An 18,414-nucleotide genomic window follows, 5' to 3' on the forward strand; every position below is an offset into this window, starting at 1 on the left:
CCCGTCCTGACCTGCCCTCACACCTCGCGCAGGTGGAACAGGCGGTGGCCGTCGAGCCAGGTCTCGAAGCCGTCGGGCACCACGAAGGTGGTGGCGTCGGATTCGATCACGGCGGGGCCCATCACCCGGTTGCCGGGGCGCAGGGACTCCATGTGGTAGAGCTGCGCATCCACCCACCGCTTCTTGCGATAGAACTTGCGGGTGCCGATCTTGGCGCTCTCCGGCGGGGTCTCGCCCTCCTCCGGCTCCTTGGGGATCTTGGGCTTGGGGATCGGCACCATGCCGCGCATGATGGCGCCGGTAACCGAATAGCCCAGCTCCGGCGAGCGGGCGGAGGCGGCATAGACCCGGCCATAGGTGGCGTTGAAGGCGTCCGTCAGTTGGTCCCAGTCAGCTGCGGTGTGGGCCTGCGCCAGCGGGCTCTCGATCTCCAGGTCATTGAGCTGCCCGCGATACTGCATGCGGTAGCCGGGCTGGAGCGTCACCTGATCGGCCGAATAGCCGTTCAGCTTGAACTCTTCGAGCACGTTCTTGGTGAGTTCCTCCCATGCCGCCTGGAGGGTGGCGGCGGCCTTCTCCTTGTCGGTGTCAGGGGTTTCCGTCGGCATGTTGATGTCGAGGGACTTGTCGTAGCGATACTCGAAATCCGCCGCCGCGCAGCCGAAGGCGGAGAAGCCCGCCGCCCAGGCCGGAACGATCACATCCTCGAAGCCAAGGCCCTCGGTGTAGCCATAGGTGTGCACCGGGCCGGCGCCGCCATAGGAGAAGCACACGAAGCTCGCCGGCGAATAGCCCTTGCCGGAGATCATGGAGCGCAGGTAGTCGCGCAGGTCGCTGTCGAGCAGTTCGATAACGCCGGCGGCGGCATCCTCCACCGACAGGCCGAGCGGATCGGCAATCTGCGCCTTGATGGCATCCACCGAGCGCTGGCGATCGAGCTTCACCGCCCCGCCGAGGAAGTTGTCGGGGTTGAGATAGCCGAGCACCATGTGACAGTCGGAGATGGTGACGGTCTCGATGCCGCTCTCCTTCCAGCACACGCCCACCCGGTAGCCGGCCGAATCCGGCCCCAGCTTGATGGCCCGGGTATAGGGATCGAGCCGAATGAAGGAGCCGGCGCCGGCGCCCACCGAATCCATGGCCACCAGCGGCAGCGACAGGACGAGGCGCGCCATGTCCGGATCGTTCTTAATGGTCATCTCGCCCTGGGTGATCAGCGCCACGTCGAACGAGGTGCCGCCGATGTCCGAGCAGGCGATGTTCTTGTAGCCCAGCACCTCGCCGAGATATTTCGCGCCGATCACCCCGCCGATGGGGCCGGACACGATGGTGCGCGCCAGCTCCTTCGCCTTCCAGGAGATGGTGCCGCCATGGGTCGCCATCACGCGGAAGTCGAACTTGGTGCCACGCTCCTTGAAGGCGTTGGAGATCTTCGACAGGGTCTGCCGCGAGGGCTCGGCGGCGTAGCCTTCGAGGATGGTGGTGTTGGTGCGGTGGGTTTCCTTGCGCACCGGATAATAATCGGCGGAGGCGAAGACCGGGATCTTCTTGCCGCTCTTCTCTACTTCCTCCAGCACGATGTCGCGCACGCGGCGCTCGTTCTCCGGGTTCTTGTAGGAATGCAGCAGCGAGATGACGATGCCTTCCGCATCGGCCGCGATCAGGTCGCGGGCGGCGTCACGCGCCGTGTCCTCGCGCAGCGGGATCACCTGCGTGCCCATCATGTCGGTGCGCTCCACCACACCGCGGGTGAGGTGGCGCGGGACGAGCGGGGGATCGTAGCGGTGGGTGTTAAGGTGGATGCGGTCCTCATAGGCATAGCCGAGGTGGCTCTGCACCGCGCGGCCCATGCGGTGGAAATCCTCCATGCCGCGATTGACGATGAGGCCGCATTTCAGCCCCTTGCGCTGGACCACGCGATTGAGCATCGCGGTGCCGGAATAGACACCGGTCTGAAGCTGGGCCAGCGCCTCGTGGAGCGACATGCCCCAGTTGGCGAGCCCGTCTTCAGACGAGGCGATGAGGCCCAAAGCCTCGTTCTGGGGCGTGGACTGGGCCTTGCCGACGACGAAGTCGCCGTCCTGGTCCACGAAGAAAGTGTCCGTCATGGTGCCGCCGGCATCGATGCCAAGCACCTGGACGTTGCGCAGGTGTCCCACGGGAACGTTCACGCCGTTGTCCTCCCATTAATGCCGGCCTCACTTTTCGGTGCCGGCTCGCCATGGGAGTGGCAGGATGCGTGCCAGAGGCGTTCGACTGTAGAAAATCACGGATTCACATGATTATTGTGCAACGCATCATGTAATATGGAAGAATTCGACTGTCCGGTTTCCGGACACTTGTTGTCCGGGGCGCCGGCGACAGCCGCGAACGACTGGGATGGAACCGCCTGCGGGCCTTGCTCCGGGCGCGAACTTGCGCTTATCTTGCCGACCAAGCCGCCGCCGACGGTGAAAGCCGGCGGATAGAATGCGGCATGTCAGGGAGTGAACCCGCCATCGGGCGCGGCGCCGGCTGATCAGCCGGGCGGGCGCGCACGCTGGCCAACGGCTTAGGCGGCGCCTTTCGGGAACGCCGCGCCGCCCGGCCCGGAGGGCAGAGCTGGTGCCATATCGCGAGATTGCCCGTGCCTGGGAGGCGTTTCACCAGGACGGCATCGCCTCATCCGTCGTCCGTCCCGCAGTGCTGGCCTCCTGGCAGCGCTCGCGGCAGCACGCCATCACGGCGAACCGGTCCGAAGCGCCCCTCGTGAGCGAGGCGGAGCTGCATCGCCGCCGCCAGCAGAACACCCGGCTGATCGCCGCCGCACGCCCGGCCATGGACGAGGCGCGGCACCTGCTCTCCGACGCGCGCTCCATGCTGATCCTCACCGACACCGAGGGCACCATCCTCGAAACCGAGGGCGACGCGCGGGCGGTGGATACCGGGCAGGAGGTGAAGCTCCAGCGCGGCGGCCTGTGGTGCGAGGCGCAGATCGGCACCAATGCCATCGGCACCGCGCTCGCCTGCGGCCGGCCAGTGCAGATCCATGCCGCCGAGCATTTCTGCGCCAGCGTTCAGCGCTGGACCTGTGCCGCCGCTCCGGTGCGCCATCCCGGCCATGGCGCGGTGATCGGCGCGGTGGATGTCTCCGGCTCCACCGACACCTTCAATCCGCAGAACCTCGCCCATGCGGTGGCCCTCGCCCAGCAGATCGAGGCGGTGCTGGGCCGGCGCATGGAGATGGAGCACGAGCAGGTGCTGCGCCATTTCCTCTCCAAGCGCTCGCTCTGGCTTTCGGAGGAAATCCTCGCCTTCGGCCGCTCCGGCGCCCTCATCTATTCCACCGATCGCGCGTTGAAGGAGGTGATCCGCCGCAACGCGCACTTCATCGCCGACGGGCGCCTCGCCGCGCTCAACGATGTGGCGCCGGCCGCCTGGGCCGAACGCGTCGCGGCGCTGCTGCCGGGCGCGAGCGTTGAGATCGTGCGCGAGGATGGCGAGGAGATCGGCGGCGTGGTGGTGCTGCACGCCCCCCGCAAGCCGCGTCCGGTAATGCGCGAGGCGACGCGGGAGCCGGAGGTACTGCCCTTCGAGGCCATCATCGGCGACAGCCCTGTGATGCGCGAGGTGCGGGAGAAGGCCCGGCGCATGGCCGAGAGCGGCCTTCCCATCCTGCTCGAAGGCGAGACCGGGGTGGGCAAGGAGGTGTTCGCCCGCGCCATCCATGGCGGGCGCGCGCCCTGCGGCCCGTTCGTGCCGCTCAATTGCGGCGGGCTACCGCGTGACCTCATCGCCAGCGAGCTGTTCGGCTACGAGAAAGGCGCCTTCACCGGCGCCGACACCGCCGGCAAGCAGGGCAAGGTGGAGGCAGCGGACGGCGGCCTGCTCTGCCTCGACGAGATCGGTGAGATGCCGCTGGAGCTGCAATCCTACCTGCTGCGGGTGCTGGAGGATGGCGTCGTCTACCGCGTCGGCGGGCATACGGGGCGGCGGGTCAACCTGCGCCTCGTGTCCATGACCAACCGTGACCTTTCCGGCGAGGTGGCGGCTGGGCGCTTCCGCAAGGACCTGTTCTATCGCATCGCCGCGCTGCGCCTGCGCATCCCGCCGTTGCGCGAGCGCGGCGCGGATGTGGCCTTGCTGCTCGACCATTTCGGCCGCAGCGCTGCCGCTCGCGCCGGCCTTGCCCCGCCCCGCTTCTCGCCGGCGGCCCACGCGGCGCTCATGGCCTATGGGTGGCCCGGCAATGTGCGCGAATTGCGCAACGTGGTGGATATGCTGGTGGCCATGGGCGGCACCGGTGGCGACGCGGACGCTCTGATCGACATCGCCGACCTGCCGCAGGAGATCCGAGAGGAAACCACCGAGACGGCACGAGCCACCGACCTCAAGGCGGTGGAGGAAGCGGCCATCCGCGCCGCCGTGGATGCCTGCGGGGGCAACCTCTCCCGGGCCGCCCGCCGCCTCGGTATCGCTCGCTCGACCCTCTACATGCGCCTCTCCGCGCTGGAGCGCTGAGCCTGACCTCGCCATGGCGCGCGCCTCGGCAGGGTATCGGAGGGTGTGCTAGCCTGCGCACCGACGAAAATTCATCCCGGCAGGATCTCATGTCCCAGGCGCTGTTCGACATCCCCCTGAAACGCATCGATGGCACCCCGGCCACCCTCGGTGACTTCAGGGGCAAGGTTCTCCTCGTGGTCAATGTGGCATCCAAGTGTGGGCTCACCCCGCAATATGCGGCACTGGAAAAGCTGTATGAGGCGCGCCACGGCGACGGGCTCGAAATCCTCGGCTTCCCGGCCAATGATTTCGGCGCCCAGGAGCCCGGCACCGAGAGCGAGATCGCCAGCTTCTGCAGCCTGACCTATGGCGTCACCTTCCCCATGTTCGAGAAGATCTCGGTGGTCGGCGCCACGCGCCACCCGCTCTATGACGCGCTGGTGGCAGCCCGGCCCGAAACCACCGACGAGGAGGGCCGGCGCCCCTCAGGCCGGAGCGCCTCCCCCTCCGACGTCTCGTGGAACTTCGAGAAGTTCGTGGTGGGGCGCGACGGGCGCGTCATCGCCCGCTTCTCGCCGCGGGTGACGCCGGACGACCCCCGCCTGACCAAGGCGCTCGACGCCGCGCTGGAAGCGAAAGCCTGAGATCCGCATCCGGCGCCCTCCCTCGGTGGGCGGGCGCCGGGCGCTGCCTCAGCCCGCCACCAGTTCCGCCGCCACCAGATCCTCCAGCGCCGCTCCCACGGACTTAAAAAGCGTCACGCTCTCGCTTTCCGTACGCGCCTCCTTCAGGCCGGCGCACAGTTCGTGGAGGTCCGCCCGCACCAGTTCTTTCGACCAGCGCCCGGAGGCTGCGGGCTGGAGCAGGTCGCCGGCCTCCGCCAGCGCGCCTCCATAGGTGTCCACATAGACGGCGCTCTTCGCCACCAAATCGTCGTCGCTCTCGCGCATGGCCGGGGTGAAGGCGCCCACCAGGTCCACATGGGTGCCGGGCCTCACGTCCCGCCCCAGCACCAGCGGCTCCACCGAGGTGGTGGCGCAGGTGACGATGTCCGCCGCGCGCACCGCCGCCGACAGGTCCTCCGCTGCCTCGGCGGGAAGACCCAGCGCCTTCAGCCGCGCCGCCATCTCCTGCGCCCGCGCGAGCGACCGCCCCCACACCAGCACGCGGCCGATGGGCCGCACAAAGCAGTGGCCCTGCGCCAGATGGAAGGCGAGGTGGCCGGTGCCCACCACGGTCAGCGTCTCACTGTTCATGCGTGACAGGAAAGACGAGGCGAGCGCCGAGGTGGCGGCGGTGCGCCGGTTGGTGAGGGCCTCGGCGTCGAGGATCGCCTTCGGCACGCCGGTTGAGCCATCGAACAGCACATAGAGCCCGTGCACCGAGCCCATGTTGCGCGCCGCGTTGGCAGGGAAGATGTTGACGATTTTCACCCCCAGCGCCGCACCGCGCCGCCAGGCTGGCATGGCGAGGAGATGGGCGGGCGCGCCGACCTGGCCCACCTCATAGGACTGGCGCACCGGCGCTTCCACCTTGGCATCGGCGAAGGCAGCGCCAAGGGCCGGCACCAGCCGCTCATAGCCCAGCGCGGCCTCCACCTCCGCCGCTTCAAACACCCGAACCATGGCTTCCTCCCGCCTTAGCCTTTGCCAGACCGTAGAGCACGCGACGCCTTTGCCTGCAACGGCGCGGGAACCAAACAGGGTCACCGCTACTTGGATCTACAACAGGAGATCCGCCATGCAATACGAGCCACTGACTACACAAAGCGTGAGGCGTTTCCTTCCCCGATTCTTGCCAGATACGGGCGAAGTCTTTCAGCCGGCACTCCATGACGGACCTTTGCTCGAATGGAGCACGGACGAAGACGGTGCCGAGGTGCTGAAGTCCAATGGCACCCCGCTCGCCCGCCTCGACTGCCGGGCCCGACGCTGGTTCTTCACCCCCGTCGGCTCCGGTGCGGAGGCGATCCGGTCCGGATCGCGCGATGAGGCCCGGCTGCTGGCCGTGTTCTATGCGAGGCGTTCGGCTCAGGCCTGAAAGCCCCCGCTGTGCCAACCGGCCCTGGCCGGTCTGCCGCCTGCGCGCGCGATCCGGGCCGTCGGTCGAGGGCTTATCCCACCTCGAACGTCACGCCCTGGGCGAGCGGCAAGGTCGAGCCGTAATTGATGGTGTTGGTGGCCCGCCGCATATAGGCCTTCCAGCTGTCCGAGCCGGCCTCGCGTCCGCCGCCGGTCTCCTTCTCGCCGCCGAAGGCACCGCCGATCTCGGCACCCGAGGGACCGATGTTCACATTGGCGATGCCGCAATCCGACCCGGTGGCGGACAGGAAGCGCTCCGCTTCGCGCAGGTCCGTGGTGAAGATGGACGAGGCGAGCCCCTGCGGCACAGCGTTGTTGAGCCCGATCGCCTCGTCGAGATTGGAATAGCGAATCACATAGAGGATGGGCGCGAAGGTCTCGGCAGCCACACAATCGGCCTGGAACGGCATCTCCACCAAGGCGGGGCGGACATAATAGGCATCGAGCGCGTCTTCCGCGCCCAGCCGCTCGCCGCCGGACACAAGGCCACCGGCCGCGCGGGCATCCTCCAGTGCCGACTGCATGGCGGTATAGGCGTTCTCATCGATGAGCGGCCCCACCAGGGTGCCTAATTCCCGCGGATCCCCCACCGGCACCGAGCCGTAAGCCTGGTGAAGCCGGGGCACCAGCGCATCATAGACGCTCTCATGCACGAACAGGCGGCGCAGGCTGGTACAGCGCTGGCCGGCGGTGCCCATGGCGGCGAAGGCCACGGCGCGCAGGGTCAGATCCAGATCGGCAGAGGGGCAGACGATGGCCGCATTGTTGCCGCCCAGTTCCAGGATGGCCCGCCCGAACCGCCGCGCGATGCGGGGCGCCACCGCCCGGCCCATGGCGGTGGAACCCGTGGCCGAGACCACGGGAACGCGCGGGTCGTCCACCAGCGCCTCACCCGCCTCCCGCCCGCCGAGCAGGAGGGTGGAGAGCCCTTCCGGCACGCCGCCGAAGCGGGCGGTGGCGCGGGAGAAGATGGCGTCCACCGCCAGTGCGGTCAGCGGGGTCTTCTCCGACGGCTTCCACACCACCGCATTGCCGCACACCAGGGCCAGCGCCGCGTTCCACGACCACACCGCCACCGGGAAGTTGAAGGCGGAGATGACGCCCACCACGCCCATGGGGTGCCAGGTTTCCATCATCCGGTGGTCGGGCCGCTCGGTGACGATGGTGAGGCCGTGGAGCTGGCGCGACAGTCCGGTGGCGAAATCGCAGATGTCGATCATCTCCTGCACCTCGCCGGCGCCCTCGGAGGCGATCTTGCCCGCTTCCAGCGTCACCAGCGCGGCAAGGTCAACCTTGGCCGCGCGCAATTCCTCGCCCAGCAACCGCACCAGCTCGCCCCGGCGCGGCGCCGGAACGCTGCGCCATTGCAGGAAGGCGGCGTGGGCCCGGCCGATGGCAGCCTCTGTCGGATCGGCGCCCGGATTGGCCTCGGCGAGGTCGGCCGCGGCGCCCGAAAGGGCACCCCAATGGGCCACCACCTCCCCGGTGAGGGGGGAGCGCGCGGCGTTTGGTCCCGACAAGCGCTCCGGCGAGACACCCAGCCGCTCCAGGACCGCTTTGACCTGCGCCGCGATCTCGCCGGTGCGGGGGAAGCTCGCCATCGCCGTCTCCTGCCTTTTTGATTCCTTCCCTTGTAGCCGTGGCGGCCTCAACCGGGAACCGGGGGCGACGCGCGTCGTTGGTTTGTTCGCAGCGAGCGCCGTTGGGCGCCCGAAACCAACCCGTGGAGGACCCATGCCCCACACCACTCAACCCCAGACCAACGCCCCCGCCGCAGAAGGCCTGACCACCACCGAGCGCGAGCAGATCAGCCGCCGCGCCCGCGCCCTCTGGCAGGAGGAAGGCTTTCCCCAGGGACGCGACCGTGAGCTGTGGGCGCAGGCGGAGCTCCAGGTGCTGAAACGCCGCACGGCCGTCCGCGACGGCCGGTAAGTTCCCATCCGGCACCGGCCGCCAACCGCTGCCACAGGCACGAGGAGAAACTGATGCCGGCAAAGTCCAAGGCACAGCAGATGGCGGCGGGCGCCGCGCTCGCCGCCAAGCGGGGGGAACGCAAGATCAGCGAATTGAAGGGCGCTTCGCGGGAGATGGTGGAGACCATGACGGACAAGGAGCTTTCGGAGCTCGCCTCCACAAGGCGCAAGGGCAAGCCCGACCACGTCTCGCGGGACTGAGGCGCAGCCTCGCGCGCGGCGCGAGGGACGCAAAAAATAAGGCGCCCTGGGGCGCCTTATTGCTGTTGGCCTCAGCCGACCTTTTTGCCCTCGCCCTCGGAGAGGAAGTGTTCCAGCCAGTGGATGTCGTACTTGCCCTCGGCGATGTCGCGGGTGCGCACGAGGGTGCGGAACAGGGGCAGCGTGGTGTCGATGCCGTCCACCACGAACTCGTCGAGCGCACGGCGCAGGCGGCGCAGGCATTCGTCCCGCGTCTTGCCGTGCACGATCAGCTTGCCCACCAGGCTGTCGTAGGTGGGGGGGATCACGTAGCCCTGATAGGCGTTGGAATCCACACGGATGCCGAGGCCACCGGGCACGTGATAGTGGGTGATCTTGCCCGGCGAGGGCCGGAAAGTAGTGGGGTGCTCCGCATTCACCCGGCACTCGATGGCATGGCCCTCGATCACCACGTCCTTCTGGGTGAGGGTCAGGGGCTCGCCGGCGGCCACCCGGATCTGCTCGTTGATCAGGTCGATGCCGGTGACCATCTCCGTCACCGGGTGCTCCACCTGGATGCGGGTGTTCATCTCGATGAAATAGAACTCGCCGTTCTCATACAGGAACTCGATGGTTCCCACGCCGAGATAGCCCAGGTCGCGCATGGCCTTGGCACAGGTCTCGCCGATCCGCGCCCGCTGCTCGGGGGTGATCACCGGGGACGGCGCCTCTTCCCACACCTTCTGGTGGCGGCGCTGCAGCGAGCAATCGCGTTCGCCCAGATGAATGGCGTGGCCCTTGCCGTCGCCCAGCACCTGCACCTCGATGTGGCGCGGGGTGGAGAGATACTTTTCCAGATAGACCGCGTCGTCGCCGAAGGCCGACTTGGCCTCGTTGCGGGCGGTGGAGAGGGCCTCGGAGAGGTCCTCCTTGGTCATCGCCACCTTCATGCCGCGCCCGCCGCCGCCAGCAGCCGCCTTCACCAGCACCGGGAAGCCGATCTCGTCGGCGACGCGATGGGCCTCGTCATCGGAATGGATGCCGCCATCGGACCCCGGCACCACCGGAATGCCGAGGGACTGGGCCGTCTTCTTGGCCTCGATCTTGTCGCCCATGATGCGGATGTGCTCCGCCTTGGGCCCGATGAAATGGATGTTGTGATCGGCCAGGATCTCAGCGAACCGGGCATTCTCGGCCAGGAAGCCGTAGCCGGGATGCACCGCATCCGCCCCCGTGATCTCGCAGGCGGCGAGCAGAGAGGGGATGTTGAGATAGCTCTCGCGGGCGGCCGGCGGGCCGATGCACACGCTCTCGTCGGCGAGGCGGACATGCATGGCGTCGGCATCGGCGGTGGAGTGGACCGCGACCGTCGCAATGCCCAGCTCCTTGCAGGCGCGCAGGATGCGCAGCGCGATCTCGCCGCGGTTGGCGATGAGGATTTTTCTGAACATCAGCGGTGCCTGCCTCTAAAGCAGGTGCGCGCTTCGATGCATCGCGGCCCTGCTCCAAGTTTCTGCGTTAACGCGTTCTCGTCATGCGAACCGGAACCCGCCCCGCTCGAAAACGCCTGGGTCTGCGCTGACACGTCTTCCGGACGCGAACCGATGTCCACGCCGCCAGAAAACGCTTCGGCGAGCCAGCTCATTCGATGATGAGCAGCGGCTCGCCGTATTCCACCGGCTGGGCATTGCCCACCAGAATGCGCGTCACCGTGCCCGAGCGCGGGGCCGGGATGGCGTTCATGGTCTTCATGGCCTCAACGATCAGCACCGTCTGGCCTTCCTTCACGCTGGCGCCCACCTCGATGAAGGCGGCGGCGCCGGGCTCGGGAGACAGATAGGCGGTGCCCACCATGGGCGAGGGAACCACGCCCGGATGCTTGGAGAAATCGGCCGGGCCGGCATCGGCGGCAACAGGGGCCGCCACGGCGACAGGGGCGGCGGCGAACGGCGCGGCGGGCGCCTGGGCGTAGGTGACCGGCGCGGGGGCGCGCACCACGCGGATGCGCAAGCCCTCGTGCTCCACCTCGATCTCGGTCAAATCGCTGCCCGAGAGGAGATCGGCGATCTCCTTGACGATGGCGGTGTCGATGGGGGGTTGGTTAGGCTTCATCTTGTTCCTGCTCTTGCCGGCCGGATCTGCAGGCCGGATCGGGCCGCACGACGGCACGAGTGATTTGGGCGCGTGTGATTTTGCCTCACGGCGTAGGCGGCAGGCTGGCGAGGGCGCGAAGCCCCAGCACATAGCTCTGCGGCCCGAAGCCGCAGATCACGCCGCGCACCACCGGCGACAGAAAGGAGTGGTGGCGGAAAGCCTCCCGCGCGAACACGTTGGACAGGTGCACCTCGATGGTGGGCACCCCCACGGCCGCCACGGCGTCACGCAACGCCACGGAGGTGTGGGTATAGGCCGCCGCGTTCAGCACGATGCCGCGCGCGCCACGCGCCTCCTGGATGAAATCCACCAGCGCGCCTTCCGAATTGGTCTGGCGAAAGTGGATCTCAAAGCCGAGCGCTGCGCCTTCGGCACGGCAAAGCGCCTCCACGTCGGCAAGCGTCGCCGCGCCGTAGATGCCGGGCTCGCGCGTGCCGAGGAGGTTCAGGTTCGGTCCATTCAGGACGTGGACAGTATCGGACATCCGTGACTGATCTGCCGCCGGCTCCATTTGGCCGGTTCGCTGCCTTATAGGGGCGTGTGGCCCGCAAGGAAAGAGTGAGCCACGTGGCGGGCGCACGCGGCTGTGAACGCCCGCCCGCACATGCCGCTAGGGAATACCGGGGCCAACGGCCCCGGCGCTCGGACTTAACCCTTACTTGGCCACCGGCGGGTGCTTGCGGGCCTCGGCGATGGCGGCCTTCAGCTTGTCGAAGCCCACCGCGCCGATCACCACCTGGTCACCGATGACGTAGGACGGCGTGCCGTTCAGTGCCAGCGCCTCGGCCATCTTCATGCTCTCGTCCAGGGTGGCGTTCAGCTCGGGCGAGGTGGCCTGCTTCTGCAGCAGGGCGGTGTCGATGCCCACCTCCTTCGCCGCCGCCAGCGCCTTGGCGCGATCCGCCTGGCCGCGGCCGCCGAGCAGGGCCTGATGGAAGGCCATGTACTTCTCAGGCGCCACCATGCGCACCGCCACCGCGACCTGGGCGGCCTCCACGGAGCCCTGACCCAGCACCGGGAATTCCTTCAGCACCACTCGCAGGTTGGGGTCCTGCTTGATGAGGTCCTGGAGGTCCGAGAGCGCCTTTTTGCAATAGCCGCAATTGTAGTCGAAGAACTCCACCAGTGTGATGTCGCCCTTGGGGTTGCCCGCCACGATGCCGCGCGGACTGTTCACGAGAAGCTCACGCACGTCGCGCACGGCCTTGCTGCGCTGGCTCGCCTCCTGAACCATCTGGCGCGATTCGAGGACCGAGATGGCCTCCTGCAGCACTTCCGGATTCTGGATCAGATACTCGCGGATGATGCCGCCGAGCTCCTTCTTCTCGTCGTCGGTGAATGCAGCCGCCGGGCGTGCCACCAGGACGACAGCCGAGAGCGCAGCCAGCGCCAGCGTGAAAAGCCGGGGGGCGAGGCGCCGCAGGCTGGTGAGGGGCGAGCCCAGATGGGGGGGCATTCAGATCTCCATGGGGTGAAAGGGTGTCACTGCTGGTTGGCGGCGCTTTTGGGCGGTTTGAAGTTCACCAGGTCATCGGCCTGCAACCAGCCCGGCGAGCCCTGCGGAAAACGTTGGCGGGCGCGGGCGGCAAGCTCGCGCCCGAGCTTGAACTCGCCCTCGGCGAAACTGCTCTGTGCTGCGGCGAGGTCGGCGTTGGCGAGGTCGCCGGAGCGGCCGTAGGCCAGGGAGAGGGACCGCCAGGCCGAGGCGGAATTTGGATCGCGCTGGGTGGCCTGTACCAGCTCGCGAATCGCCTCCTGGGTGTAGGAGGGATTGCCCGCCTGCACCAGCGCCTGCCCGAGCATGGAGCGGATGAGCGGGGCACCGTTGGTCATGGCCACCGCCTTGCGCAACGGGGCAACCGATTCGGCGGCCCGCCCGGCCTCCAGCAGGGCCTGGCCCTTCAGCTCGTAGAAATAGGGGTTGGACGGATCGCGGGCGATGAGCGCGTCGATCTGGGCCACCGAGCCATTCACATTGCCGAAGCGATAGGCCGAGATCGCCCGCGCATATTGCGCCGCGATGGAGGTGTCGGAGGCGGGATAGCGCCGCGCCACCGTCTCCGGCCGCTCCATGAAGCCGATGAGCTTGGCCCGCATCATGTCGTGACGGGCCTGGAGCGCGGGCGGGTCCTTGGCCTCGTAATAGGGGCTGGCCTTGGCGAGCTGTTCCAGCGCGGCGATACGCTCGCGCGCCATGGGATGGCTCAGCGTGTAGGGATCGACCCGCTGGCTGATGAAGAGCTGGTCGTTCTGGAAGCGCTGGAAGGTCTCCAGCATGCCTTTGGCCGACTGGTGCGTGGCATCCAGATACTTCACCGCCGAGCGGTCGGCTGCCGCCTCCTCGCCCCGCTGGTAGTTAAGGAGCGAGCGGCGGATCAGTTCCTGGGGCGCCGACAGGGCCGCGCCGCCCACATTGCCGAGGTCGCGCCCGTTCATGCCGCCGGCCGCACCCGCAGCCATGCCGCCTGCCGCCAGCAGCATGGCGACGATGGCCATGGTCTGGGCCCCGGCCAGCTGCTCGCGCATGCGGGCAAGGTGGCCGCCGGCGATGTGGCCGGTCTCGTGGGCGAGCACGCCGATGATCTGGTTGGGCGTGGTCGAATCAACCAGCGCGCCGGTATTGACGAAGATGCGCTTGCCGTCGGCCACGAACGCATTGAACGACCGCTCGGAAATCAGCACCACCTCGACATTCTGCTGGCCGAGGCCGGCGGTCTTGAGGATGGGGCGGGTATAGTCCTTCAGCAGCGCCTCGATCTCGGTGTCGCGGATGGTGCTTGGCCCCTTGCGGGCCTGCTCCTGCGCCAGTGCCACCTGGATCGGCAACGCCACGGCCGCCGCAAGGCACAGGCCGCGGGCCAAGGCCCGGCCGACCGACAGAAAAGACGGGGATGAAGAAGGCATGGGCATTATCGCTCGGCTTCGATCCGTTTCCTCGATCCCTCTGGTCCCGCGCCACCCCATGCCGGTGGCGGCGCATGCATCCGGTCGCGGCGACATCAACGATACCAGCTCGCCCCGTCCTCGATCGACCCTCGCCCGACAGGGCAACCTTTAAGCGCCCCACTTGACGCCCCCTTGGCGCCCGCGACGGCACAGGTTACGAGACAGCCGGACACTGGTGCCCGCCGGACCCTTGGTCAATGCACCGGTCTTCACGTTGAGGCGAACCCGTCTCAGGGACAGTCAGAATAAGGCGGCAGCACGGCAGCGCGGACCTTCCGCTGCGTCCTGGCCCGCCAATACACGAAACAAGCTGGAATTCGTAGCATGGCCGCAGCGCCCCTCCCCCGCTCCATTGCCCTCTCCCGCCGCAGCGCGGTGGAGCCGTTCATCGTCATGGACGTGATGGAGCACGCCGCCCGTATCGAGGCTGGCGGCGGACACGTCATCCATCTGGAGGTGGGCCAGCCGGCCGCTCCTGCCCCCACCGTGGCGCGGCGCGCGGCAGCGGCGGCACTGGACGCGGGACAGGTTGGCTATACCGCCGCCCTCGGCATTCCGGCCCTGCGAGCCCGCATCGCCCGCCATTATGGCGAGATCCATGGCGTCGCCGTGGACCCCGAGCGCGTCGTGGTGACCCACGGGTCGTCCGGCGGCTTCGTGCTCGCCTTCCTGGCGCTGTTCGAACCCGGCGACCGGGTGGCCATCGCCGCGCCCGGCTATCCGCCCTATCGCCATGTGCTCCATGCGCTGGGCTGCGAGCCGGTGCTGATCGAGACCCGGGCGGAGGACCGCCACGCCCTCACCCCGGAGCGGCTGCTGGAGGCCCACCGCAAGGCGCCGCTCAAGGGCGTGCTGGTGGCGAGCCCCGCCAACCCCACCGGCACCATGATGGACCGTGCCGCCCTGACTGCCCTTCATGCCTGCGCCCGCGACCTGAACCTCGCCTTCATCTCCGACGAGATCTACCACGGGCTCGACTACGCCTTCCCGGCGGTGAGCGCGGTGGAGATCGGCGAGGACGTCACCGTCATCAATTCCTTCTCCAAATATTTCTGCATGACCGGCTGGCGGGTGGGCTGGATGGTGGTGCCGCCCGGCGTCTCGCGCACCATGGAGCGGCTGCAGCAGAACCTCTCCATCTCGGTGCCGACCCTGTCACAGATCGCCGCCGACGCCGCCTTCGAGGGCCGGGCCGAGATGGACCTCGTCAAGGCGACCTATGTGGAGAACCGCCGCATCCTGACGGAAGGCCTGCCCCAGGCGGGGCTCAAGCGCTTCCTGCCGGCGGACGGCGCCTTCTATCTCTATGCGGACGTGTCAGAGTTCACCGACGACAGCGCCGCCTTCGCCCGCCGCATGCTGGATGCGGCCCATGTGGCGACGACGCCGGGGGTGGATTTCGACCCCTTCCACGGCCACCAGTTCCTGCGCATCTCCTACGCGGGCTCTGCCCCTGACATGGCGGAGGCGGTGGCGCGGATCGGCGCCTTCCTGAAGCGGGGATGAGGCGGCCGCCACACGGTCGCGCCAATTCCTGCTATAATGTTCCATCATGAGCCGGATGAGCGACCAGATCGTCGAGATCACCCCCGATGTGCTGCTGAAGGCCTATGCCTGCGGCATCTTTCCCATGGCGGAGAGCGCGGAGGATCCCGGCCTCTACTGGATCGAGCCGGAGCGGCGCGGCATCATCCCGCTGGACGGCTTCCACATATCCTCCCGCCTCGCCCGCACCGTGCGCTCCGACAAGTTCGAGGTGCGCGTGGACCACGACTTCGACGCCGTCATCGACGGCTGCTCGGAGCCGCAGGAGGGCCGCGAGAAGACCTGGATCAACGAGCGGATCCGCAAGCTCTATGGCGAGTTGTTCCTGCGCGGGCGCTGCCACACGGTGGAAGCGTGGCGCGACGGAAAACTGGTGGGCGGGCTGTACGGGGTGCGGCTCGGCGGCGCCTTCTTCGGCGAGAGCATGTTCCACCGCGAGACCGACGCCTCGAAGGTCGCCCTCGTGCACCTGGTGGGACGGCTGATCGCCGGCGGCTTCCGCCTGCTGGACACCCAGTTCGTCACCAGCCACCTGAAGACCTTCGGCGCCATCGAGGTGTCCCGGCGGCACTACCACCGCCTGCTCGATCACGCCCTGCAGGGCGAAGGGGACTTCTACTGCTGGCCGCGCGCGGTGACCGGGGCCGAAGCTTTGCAGCCGATCAGCCACACGTCGTAGATGGGATGCTCCACCGCGTGGAGGCCGGGGCTGGAGGCGAACATCCACCCGGTGAAGATGCGCTTGGCCTGTCCCTGAAGCGTCACCTCGTTCACCTCGGTGAAGGAGGTGGTGTTCTGCGTCTCGGTGGCCGGCCGCGTGTAGCAGACCCGCGGCGTCACCTGGAGCGCGCCAAACTGCGCCGTCTCGCCGATCGCCACGTCGAACGCCGTGATGCGGCCGGTGATCTTGTCGAGGCCCGCGTACACCGCAAAGGCATTGGCGATCTTCTGGGTCGGCGGCTGCACCACCACCACGTCGCCGCCCGCATCCGAGTTCGGAGCCGGCGGTGGCGCCGCGACGGGAGCAGGACCCGGTGCCGGCTGGACGCCGGGGGGCAGGGCCGGAGCGGGACCGCGCTGGACCGCGCCGGGCGTCACCGGCCGGGGGGCCGGTGCGGCGGAGGGCGCGGCCGGACGGGGAGCCGGAACGGTGCCGGGCGGCGCGGGGATCGTGCCGGGCGGTGCAAGGGGGGAGGATTCGATCTGGCCGGGACGCTGATATTGCACCTGCGCCAGCGCCGCGGATGCCGAGCCGGCGAGAAGCGCCGCGGCGAGAAGCGACACGGTACGGTAAAGGCGCATCAGGACATCAACCCGTAACAAAATCGGAAGGCGGCGGGCATCCGCCACGCCGCCCTTCTGAAGCGCCGGATTCGGGCAGCGGCAAGGCGGCCGTGCGAATAAGGCAATGGCGCGCGGAAGGTTCCGGTCCGCGCGCAACCATCAATCGCCGGGGGTCCAGGCCTTGTAGTCGCCGGTGACGCGGGGACGCAGGCCGCCGGCCAGGACCGAGCCCTTGGGACGGTAGGCGCCGGGGGAACCGGTCATGTTGCGGCGGTGGGGCTTCTGCCAGGAGCGGGGGGTATAGGCCTCGTCCACCGGCGGGGTGTCCACGCGGTGGTGCATCCAGCCCCACCAGCCGGGCGGGATGGTGGAGGCTTCCGCATAGCCGGGATAGATGACCCAGCGACGCTCGAAGCCCAGCGTCGGGTCGATCTTGCCGCCCTTGGTGCGGAAATAGCGGTTGCCGAACTCATCCTCGCCCACGAACTCGCCGAACCGCTTGGTCCACCACATGGTGCCCACGGTCTGCTTGTTCCACCAGGTGAAGATATAAAGCAGGAAGTTCTTCACGGCCCGCGCCTCGTTCAAAAATCGGGCGGAACATGCCATCTGGCCCGCCGCCTGTCCACCGGTCGCCACCCCGCCTTACGGCATGAACAGCAGCATCACATAGACGCAGAAGACGATGAGATGCACAACGCCGTTCAGCGCGTTGGTCCGCCCTGTCCCGAACGACAGGATGGACAGCACGAAGGTCACCAGCAGCATGGTGCGGTCCTCGGTGTCGAGGCCGAGGACCATGGAATGACCGATCATCACCGAGATGAAGGCCATGGCCGGGATGGTGAGCGCCACCGTGGCCAGCGCCGAGCCCAGCGCGATGTTCAACGAATGCTGGAGATGGTTGCGGGAGGCCGCCCGCACTGCGGCGATGCCTTCCGGCAGCAGGATCAGCAGCGCGATGAGGGCGCCGGTCACCGCGTCGGGATCGGCCAGCGCAAAATTGCCGAGGAAGTCCTCGAAAGCCGCCGCCACGTGCTTCGACAAGGCGACCACCGCGGCAAGGCTCACGAGCAGCATGACCAGGCCCAGCGCAAATGCGCTCGGCGTGGGCGGCGCCTCGCTGTGCCCCTCCGGCTGGTTCTCGAAGTGCTCGCGGTAGCGCACCGTCTGCATGTAGAGGAAGGCGCCATAGAGCGAGACCGCGACGAAGCTCATGAAGATGAGCTGGCGCGGGGAGAAAGTGCCGGTCTCGCCCTCGTGGGTCTCGGCCGGCAGGACCAGCAGCATCACCCCCAGCGCGATCATCACCGAGAGGTAGCCCGAGACACCCTGCTGCTGGATGGTCTGTTCCCGGTGCCTGAGGCTGCCCAGCAGCAGGCACAGGCCGACGATGCCGGTATTGACGATCATCAGCACGGAAAACACCGATTCCCGCGCTAGGGTCGGGTTGTTCTCGCCGTGGAGCATCATCGAGGCCATCACCGAGACCTCGATGATGGTGACCGACATGGTAAGCAGCAGCACGCCGTAGGGCTGGCCGAGGCGGCGCGCCACCACGTCCGCATGGGCGACCGACGAGATCGCCGACCCACACAACAGCGCGATGGCCAGGATCGCAGCGAAGCCCGGCATCACGCCTTCGGCGCCCGGCGCCAGGTCCGGCCTGACCTTCAGCAGCAGCGAGAGCGCGAGGCCCATTCCCGGCAGGACGTAATTGAGCGCCGTCGGCCCGCTTGCCTTCACGCTGTGCTCCTCGCCGCTGGGTT

18 protein-coding genes are annotated in these 18,414 nt (G+C 68.1%); 7 read left to right on the plus strand and 11 right to left on the minus strand.

The window, feature by feature from the left end; genetic code table 11:
• Positions 1–17: 17 nt before the first annotated feature.
• Positions 18–2,171 carry a hydantoinase/oxoprolinase family protein gene (locus V5F66_RS20275; protein ID WP_394002710.1) on the minus strand — a complete coding sequence of 718 codons (2,154 nt, stop codon included), beginning with the start codon at positions 2,169–2,171 and terminating at the stop codon, positions 18–20.
• 433 nt (positions 2,172–2,604) lie between these two features.
• Here V5F66_RS20275 and V5F66_RS20280 point away from each other — a divergent pair, with 433 nt between their 5' ends.
• Together V5F66_RS20280 and V5F66_RS20285 are read left to right on the plus strand one after the other, a co-directional pair.
• Entirely contained in the window at positions 2,605–4,500 is a 1,896-nt protein-coding gene (locus V5F66_RS20280) for a sigma-54-dependent Fis family transcriptional regulator (protein ID WP_394094606.1), read from the plus strand.
• 89 nt (positions 4,501–4,589) lie between these two features.
• Positions 4,590–5,126 (plus strand): glutathione peroxidase, encoded by a 537-nt coding sequence (locus tag V5F66_RS20285; protein ID WP_394094607.1) that lies wholly within the window; start codon positions 4,590–4,592, stop codon positions 5,124–5,126.
• A 48-nt stretch (positions 5,127–5,174) separates the two neighbouring features.
• Here V5F66_RS20285 and lhpI read toward each other — a convergent pair whose 3' ends face one another.
• On the minus strand, positions 5,175–6,107 hold the full coding sequence (lhpI, locus tag V5F66_RS20290; RefSeq protein ID WP_394094608.1) for a bifunctional Delta(1)-pyrroline-2-carboxylate/Delta(1)-piperideine-2-carboxylate reductase: 933 nt from the start codon (positions 6,105–6,107) through the stop codon (positions 5,175–5,177).
• Positions 6,108–6,222: 115 nt separating this feature from the next.
• Between lhpI and V5F66_RS20295 the strand changes: the two genes are divergently transcribed.
• Positions 6,223–6,522 (plus strand): hypothetical protein, encoded by a 300-nt coding sequence (locus V5F66_RS20295; RefSeq protein ID WP_394002702.1) that lies wholly within the window; start codon positions 6,223–6,225, stop codon positions 6,520–6,522.
• Between the two features lie 73 nt (positions 6,523–6,595).
• Here V5F66_RS20295 and amaB read toward each other — a convergent pair whose 3' ends face one another.
• Positions 6,596–8,164: an L-piperidine-6-carboxylate dehydrogenase gene (amaB, locus tag V5F66_RS20300; protein WP_012115479.1), complete on the minus strand. Its 1,569-nt coding sequence runs from the start codon at positions 8,162–8,164 to the stop codon at positions 6,596–6,598.
• A 133-nt stretch (positions 8,165–8,297) separates the two neighbouring features.
• Here amaB and V5F66_RS20305 point away from each other — a divergent pair, with 133 nt between their 5' ends.
• Both V5F66_RS20305 and V5F66_RS20310 read left to right on the plus strand, forming a co-directional pair.
• Positions 8,298–8,495 carry a DUF2934 domain-containing protein gene (locus V5F66_RS20305; protein WP_394002699.1) on the plus strand — a complete coding sequence of 66 codons (198 nt, stop codon included), beginning with the start codon at positions 8,298–8,300 and terminating at the stop codon, positions 8,493–8,495.
• A gap of 53 nt (positions 8,496–8,548) precedes the next feature.
• Positions 8,549–8,737 carry a DUF3008 family protein gene (locus V5F66_RS20310; RefSeq protein WP_394049867.1) on the plus strand — a complete coding sequence of 63 codons (189 nt, stop codon included), beginning with the start codon at positions 8,549–8,551 and terminating at the stop codon, positions 8,735–8,737.
• 71 nt (positions 8,738–8,808) lie between these two features.
• Here V5F66_RS20310 and accC read toward each other — a convergent pair whose 3' ends face one another.
• From accC to V5F66_RS20335, 5 genes are all read right to left on the minus strand, one after another.
• A complete protein-coding gene (gene accC, locus V5F66_RS20315; protein WP_012115477.1) occupies positions 8,809–10,167 on the minus strand; it encodes an acetyl-CoA carboxylase biotin carboxylase subunit in 1,359 nt (452 codons plus the stop codon).
• 190 nt (positions 10,168–10,357) lie between these two features.
• Positions 10,358–10,828, minus strand: coding sequence for an acetyl-CoA carboxylase biotin carboxyl carrier protein (gene accB, locus V5F66_RS20320; protein WP_012115476.1), 471 nt, complete (start codon positions 10,826–10,828; stop codon positions 10,358–10,360).
• An 85-nt stretch (positions 10,829–10,913) separates the two neighbouring features.
• Positions 10,914–11,354, minus strand: coding sequence for a type II 3-dehydroquinate dehydratase (aroQ, locus tag V5F66_RS20325; protein ID WP_041575779.1), 441 nt, complete (start codon positions 11,352–11,354; stop codon positions 10,914–10,916).
• Positions 11,355–11,525: 171 nt separating this feature from the next.
• Positions 11,526–12,326, minus strand: coding sequence for a DsbA family protein (locus V5F66_RS20330; RefSeq protein ID WP_394094609.1), 801 nt, complete (start codon positions 12,324–12,326; stop codon positions 11,526–11,528).
• 26 nt (positions 12,327–12,352) lie between these two features.
• Entirely contained in the window at positions 12,353–13,780 is a 1,428-nt protein-coding gene (locus tag V5F66_RS20335) for a M48 family metalloprotease (RefSeq protein ID WP_394002692.1), read from the minus strand.
• A 360-nt stretch (positions 13,781–14,140) separates the two neighbouring features.
• Here V5F66_RS20335 and V5F66_RS20340 point away from each other — a divergent pair, with 360 nt between their 5' ends.
• Positions 14,141–15,322 (plus strand): pyridoxal phosphate-dependent aminotransferase, encoded by a 1,182-nt coding sequence (locus tag V5F66_RS20340; protein WP_394002690.1) that lies wholly within the window; start codon positions 14,141–14,143, stop codon positions 15,320–15,322.
• A 46-nt stretch (positions 15,323–15,368) separates the two neighbouring features.
• Positions 15,369–16,040 (plus strand): leucyl/phenylalanyl-tRNA--protein transferase, encoded by a 672-nt coding sequence (gene aat / locus V5F66_RS20345; RefSeq protein WP_394002688.1) that lies wholly within the window; start codon positions 15,369–15,371, stop codon positions 16,038–16,040.
• Here aat and V5F66_RS20350 read toward each other — a convergent pair.
• The 3 genes from V5F66_RS20350 to V5F66_RS20360 form a co-directional block, all read right to left on the minus strand.
• Complete coding sequence (locus tag V5F66_RS20350) at positions 15,977–16,663, minus strand: DUF2155 domain-containing protein (protein ID WP_394002686.1); 687 nt, start codon at positions 16,661–16,663, stop codon at positions 15,977–15,979. The genes aat and V5F66_RS20350 overlap by 64 nt on opposite strands.
• A 141-nt stretch (positions 16,664–16,804) precedes the next feature.
• Positions 16,805–17,215 (minus strand): NADH:ubiquinone oxidoreductase subunit NDUFA12, encoded by a 411-nt coding sequence (locus V5F66_RS20355; RefSeq protein WP_041575777.1) that lies wholly within the window; start codon positions 17,213–17,215, stop codon positions 16,805–16,807.
• Positions 17,216–17,290: 75 nt separating this feature from the next.
• Positions 17,291–18,391: a calcium:cation antiporter gene (locus V5F66_RS20360; RefSeq protein WP_394094610.1), complete on the minus strand. Its 1,101-nt coding sequence runs from the start codon at positions 18,389–18,391 to the stop codon at positions 17,291–17,293.
• Between the last annotated feature and the right edge of the window lie 23 nt (positions 18,392–18,414).

It is taken from the genome of Xanthobacter versatilis (assembly GCF_043193975.1).
GTDB lineage: Bacteria > Pseudomonadota > Alphaproteobacteria > Rhizobiales > Xanthobacteraceae > Xanthobacter > Xanthobacter autotrophicus_E.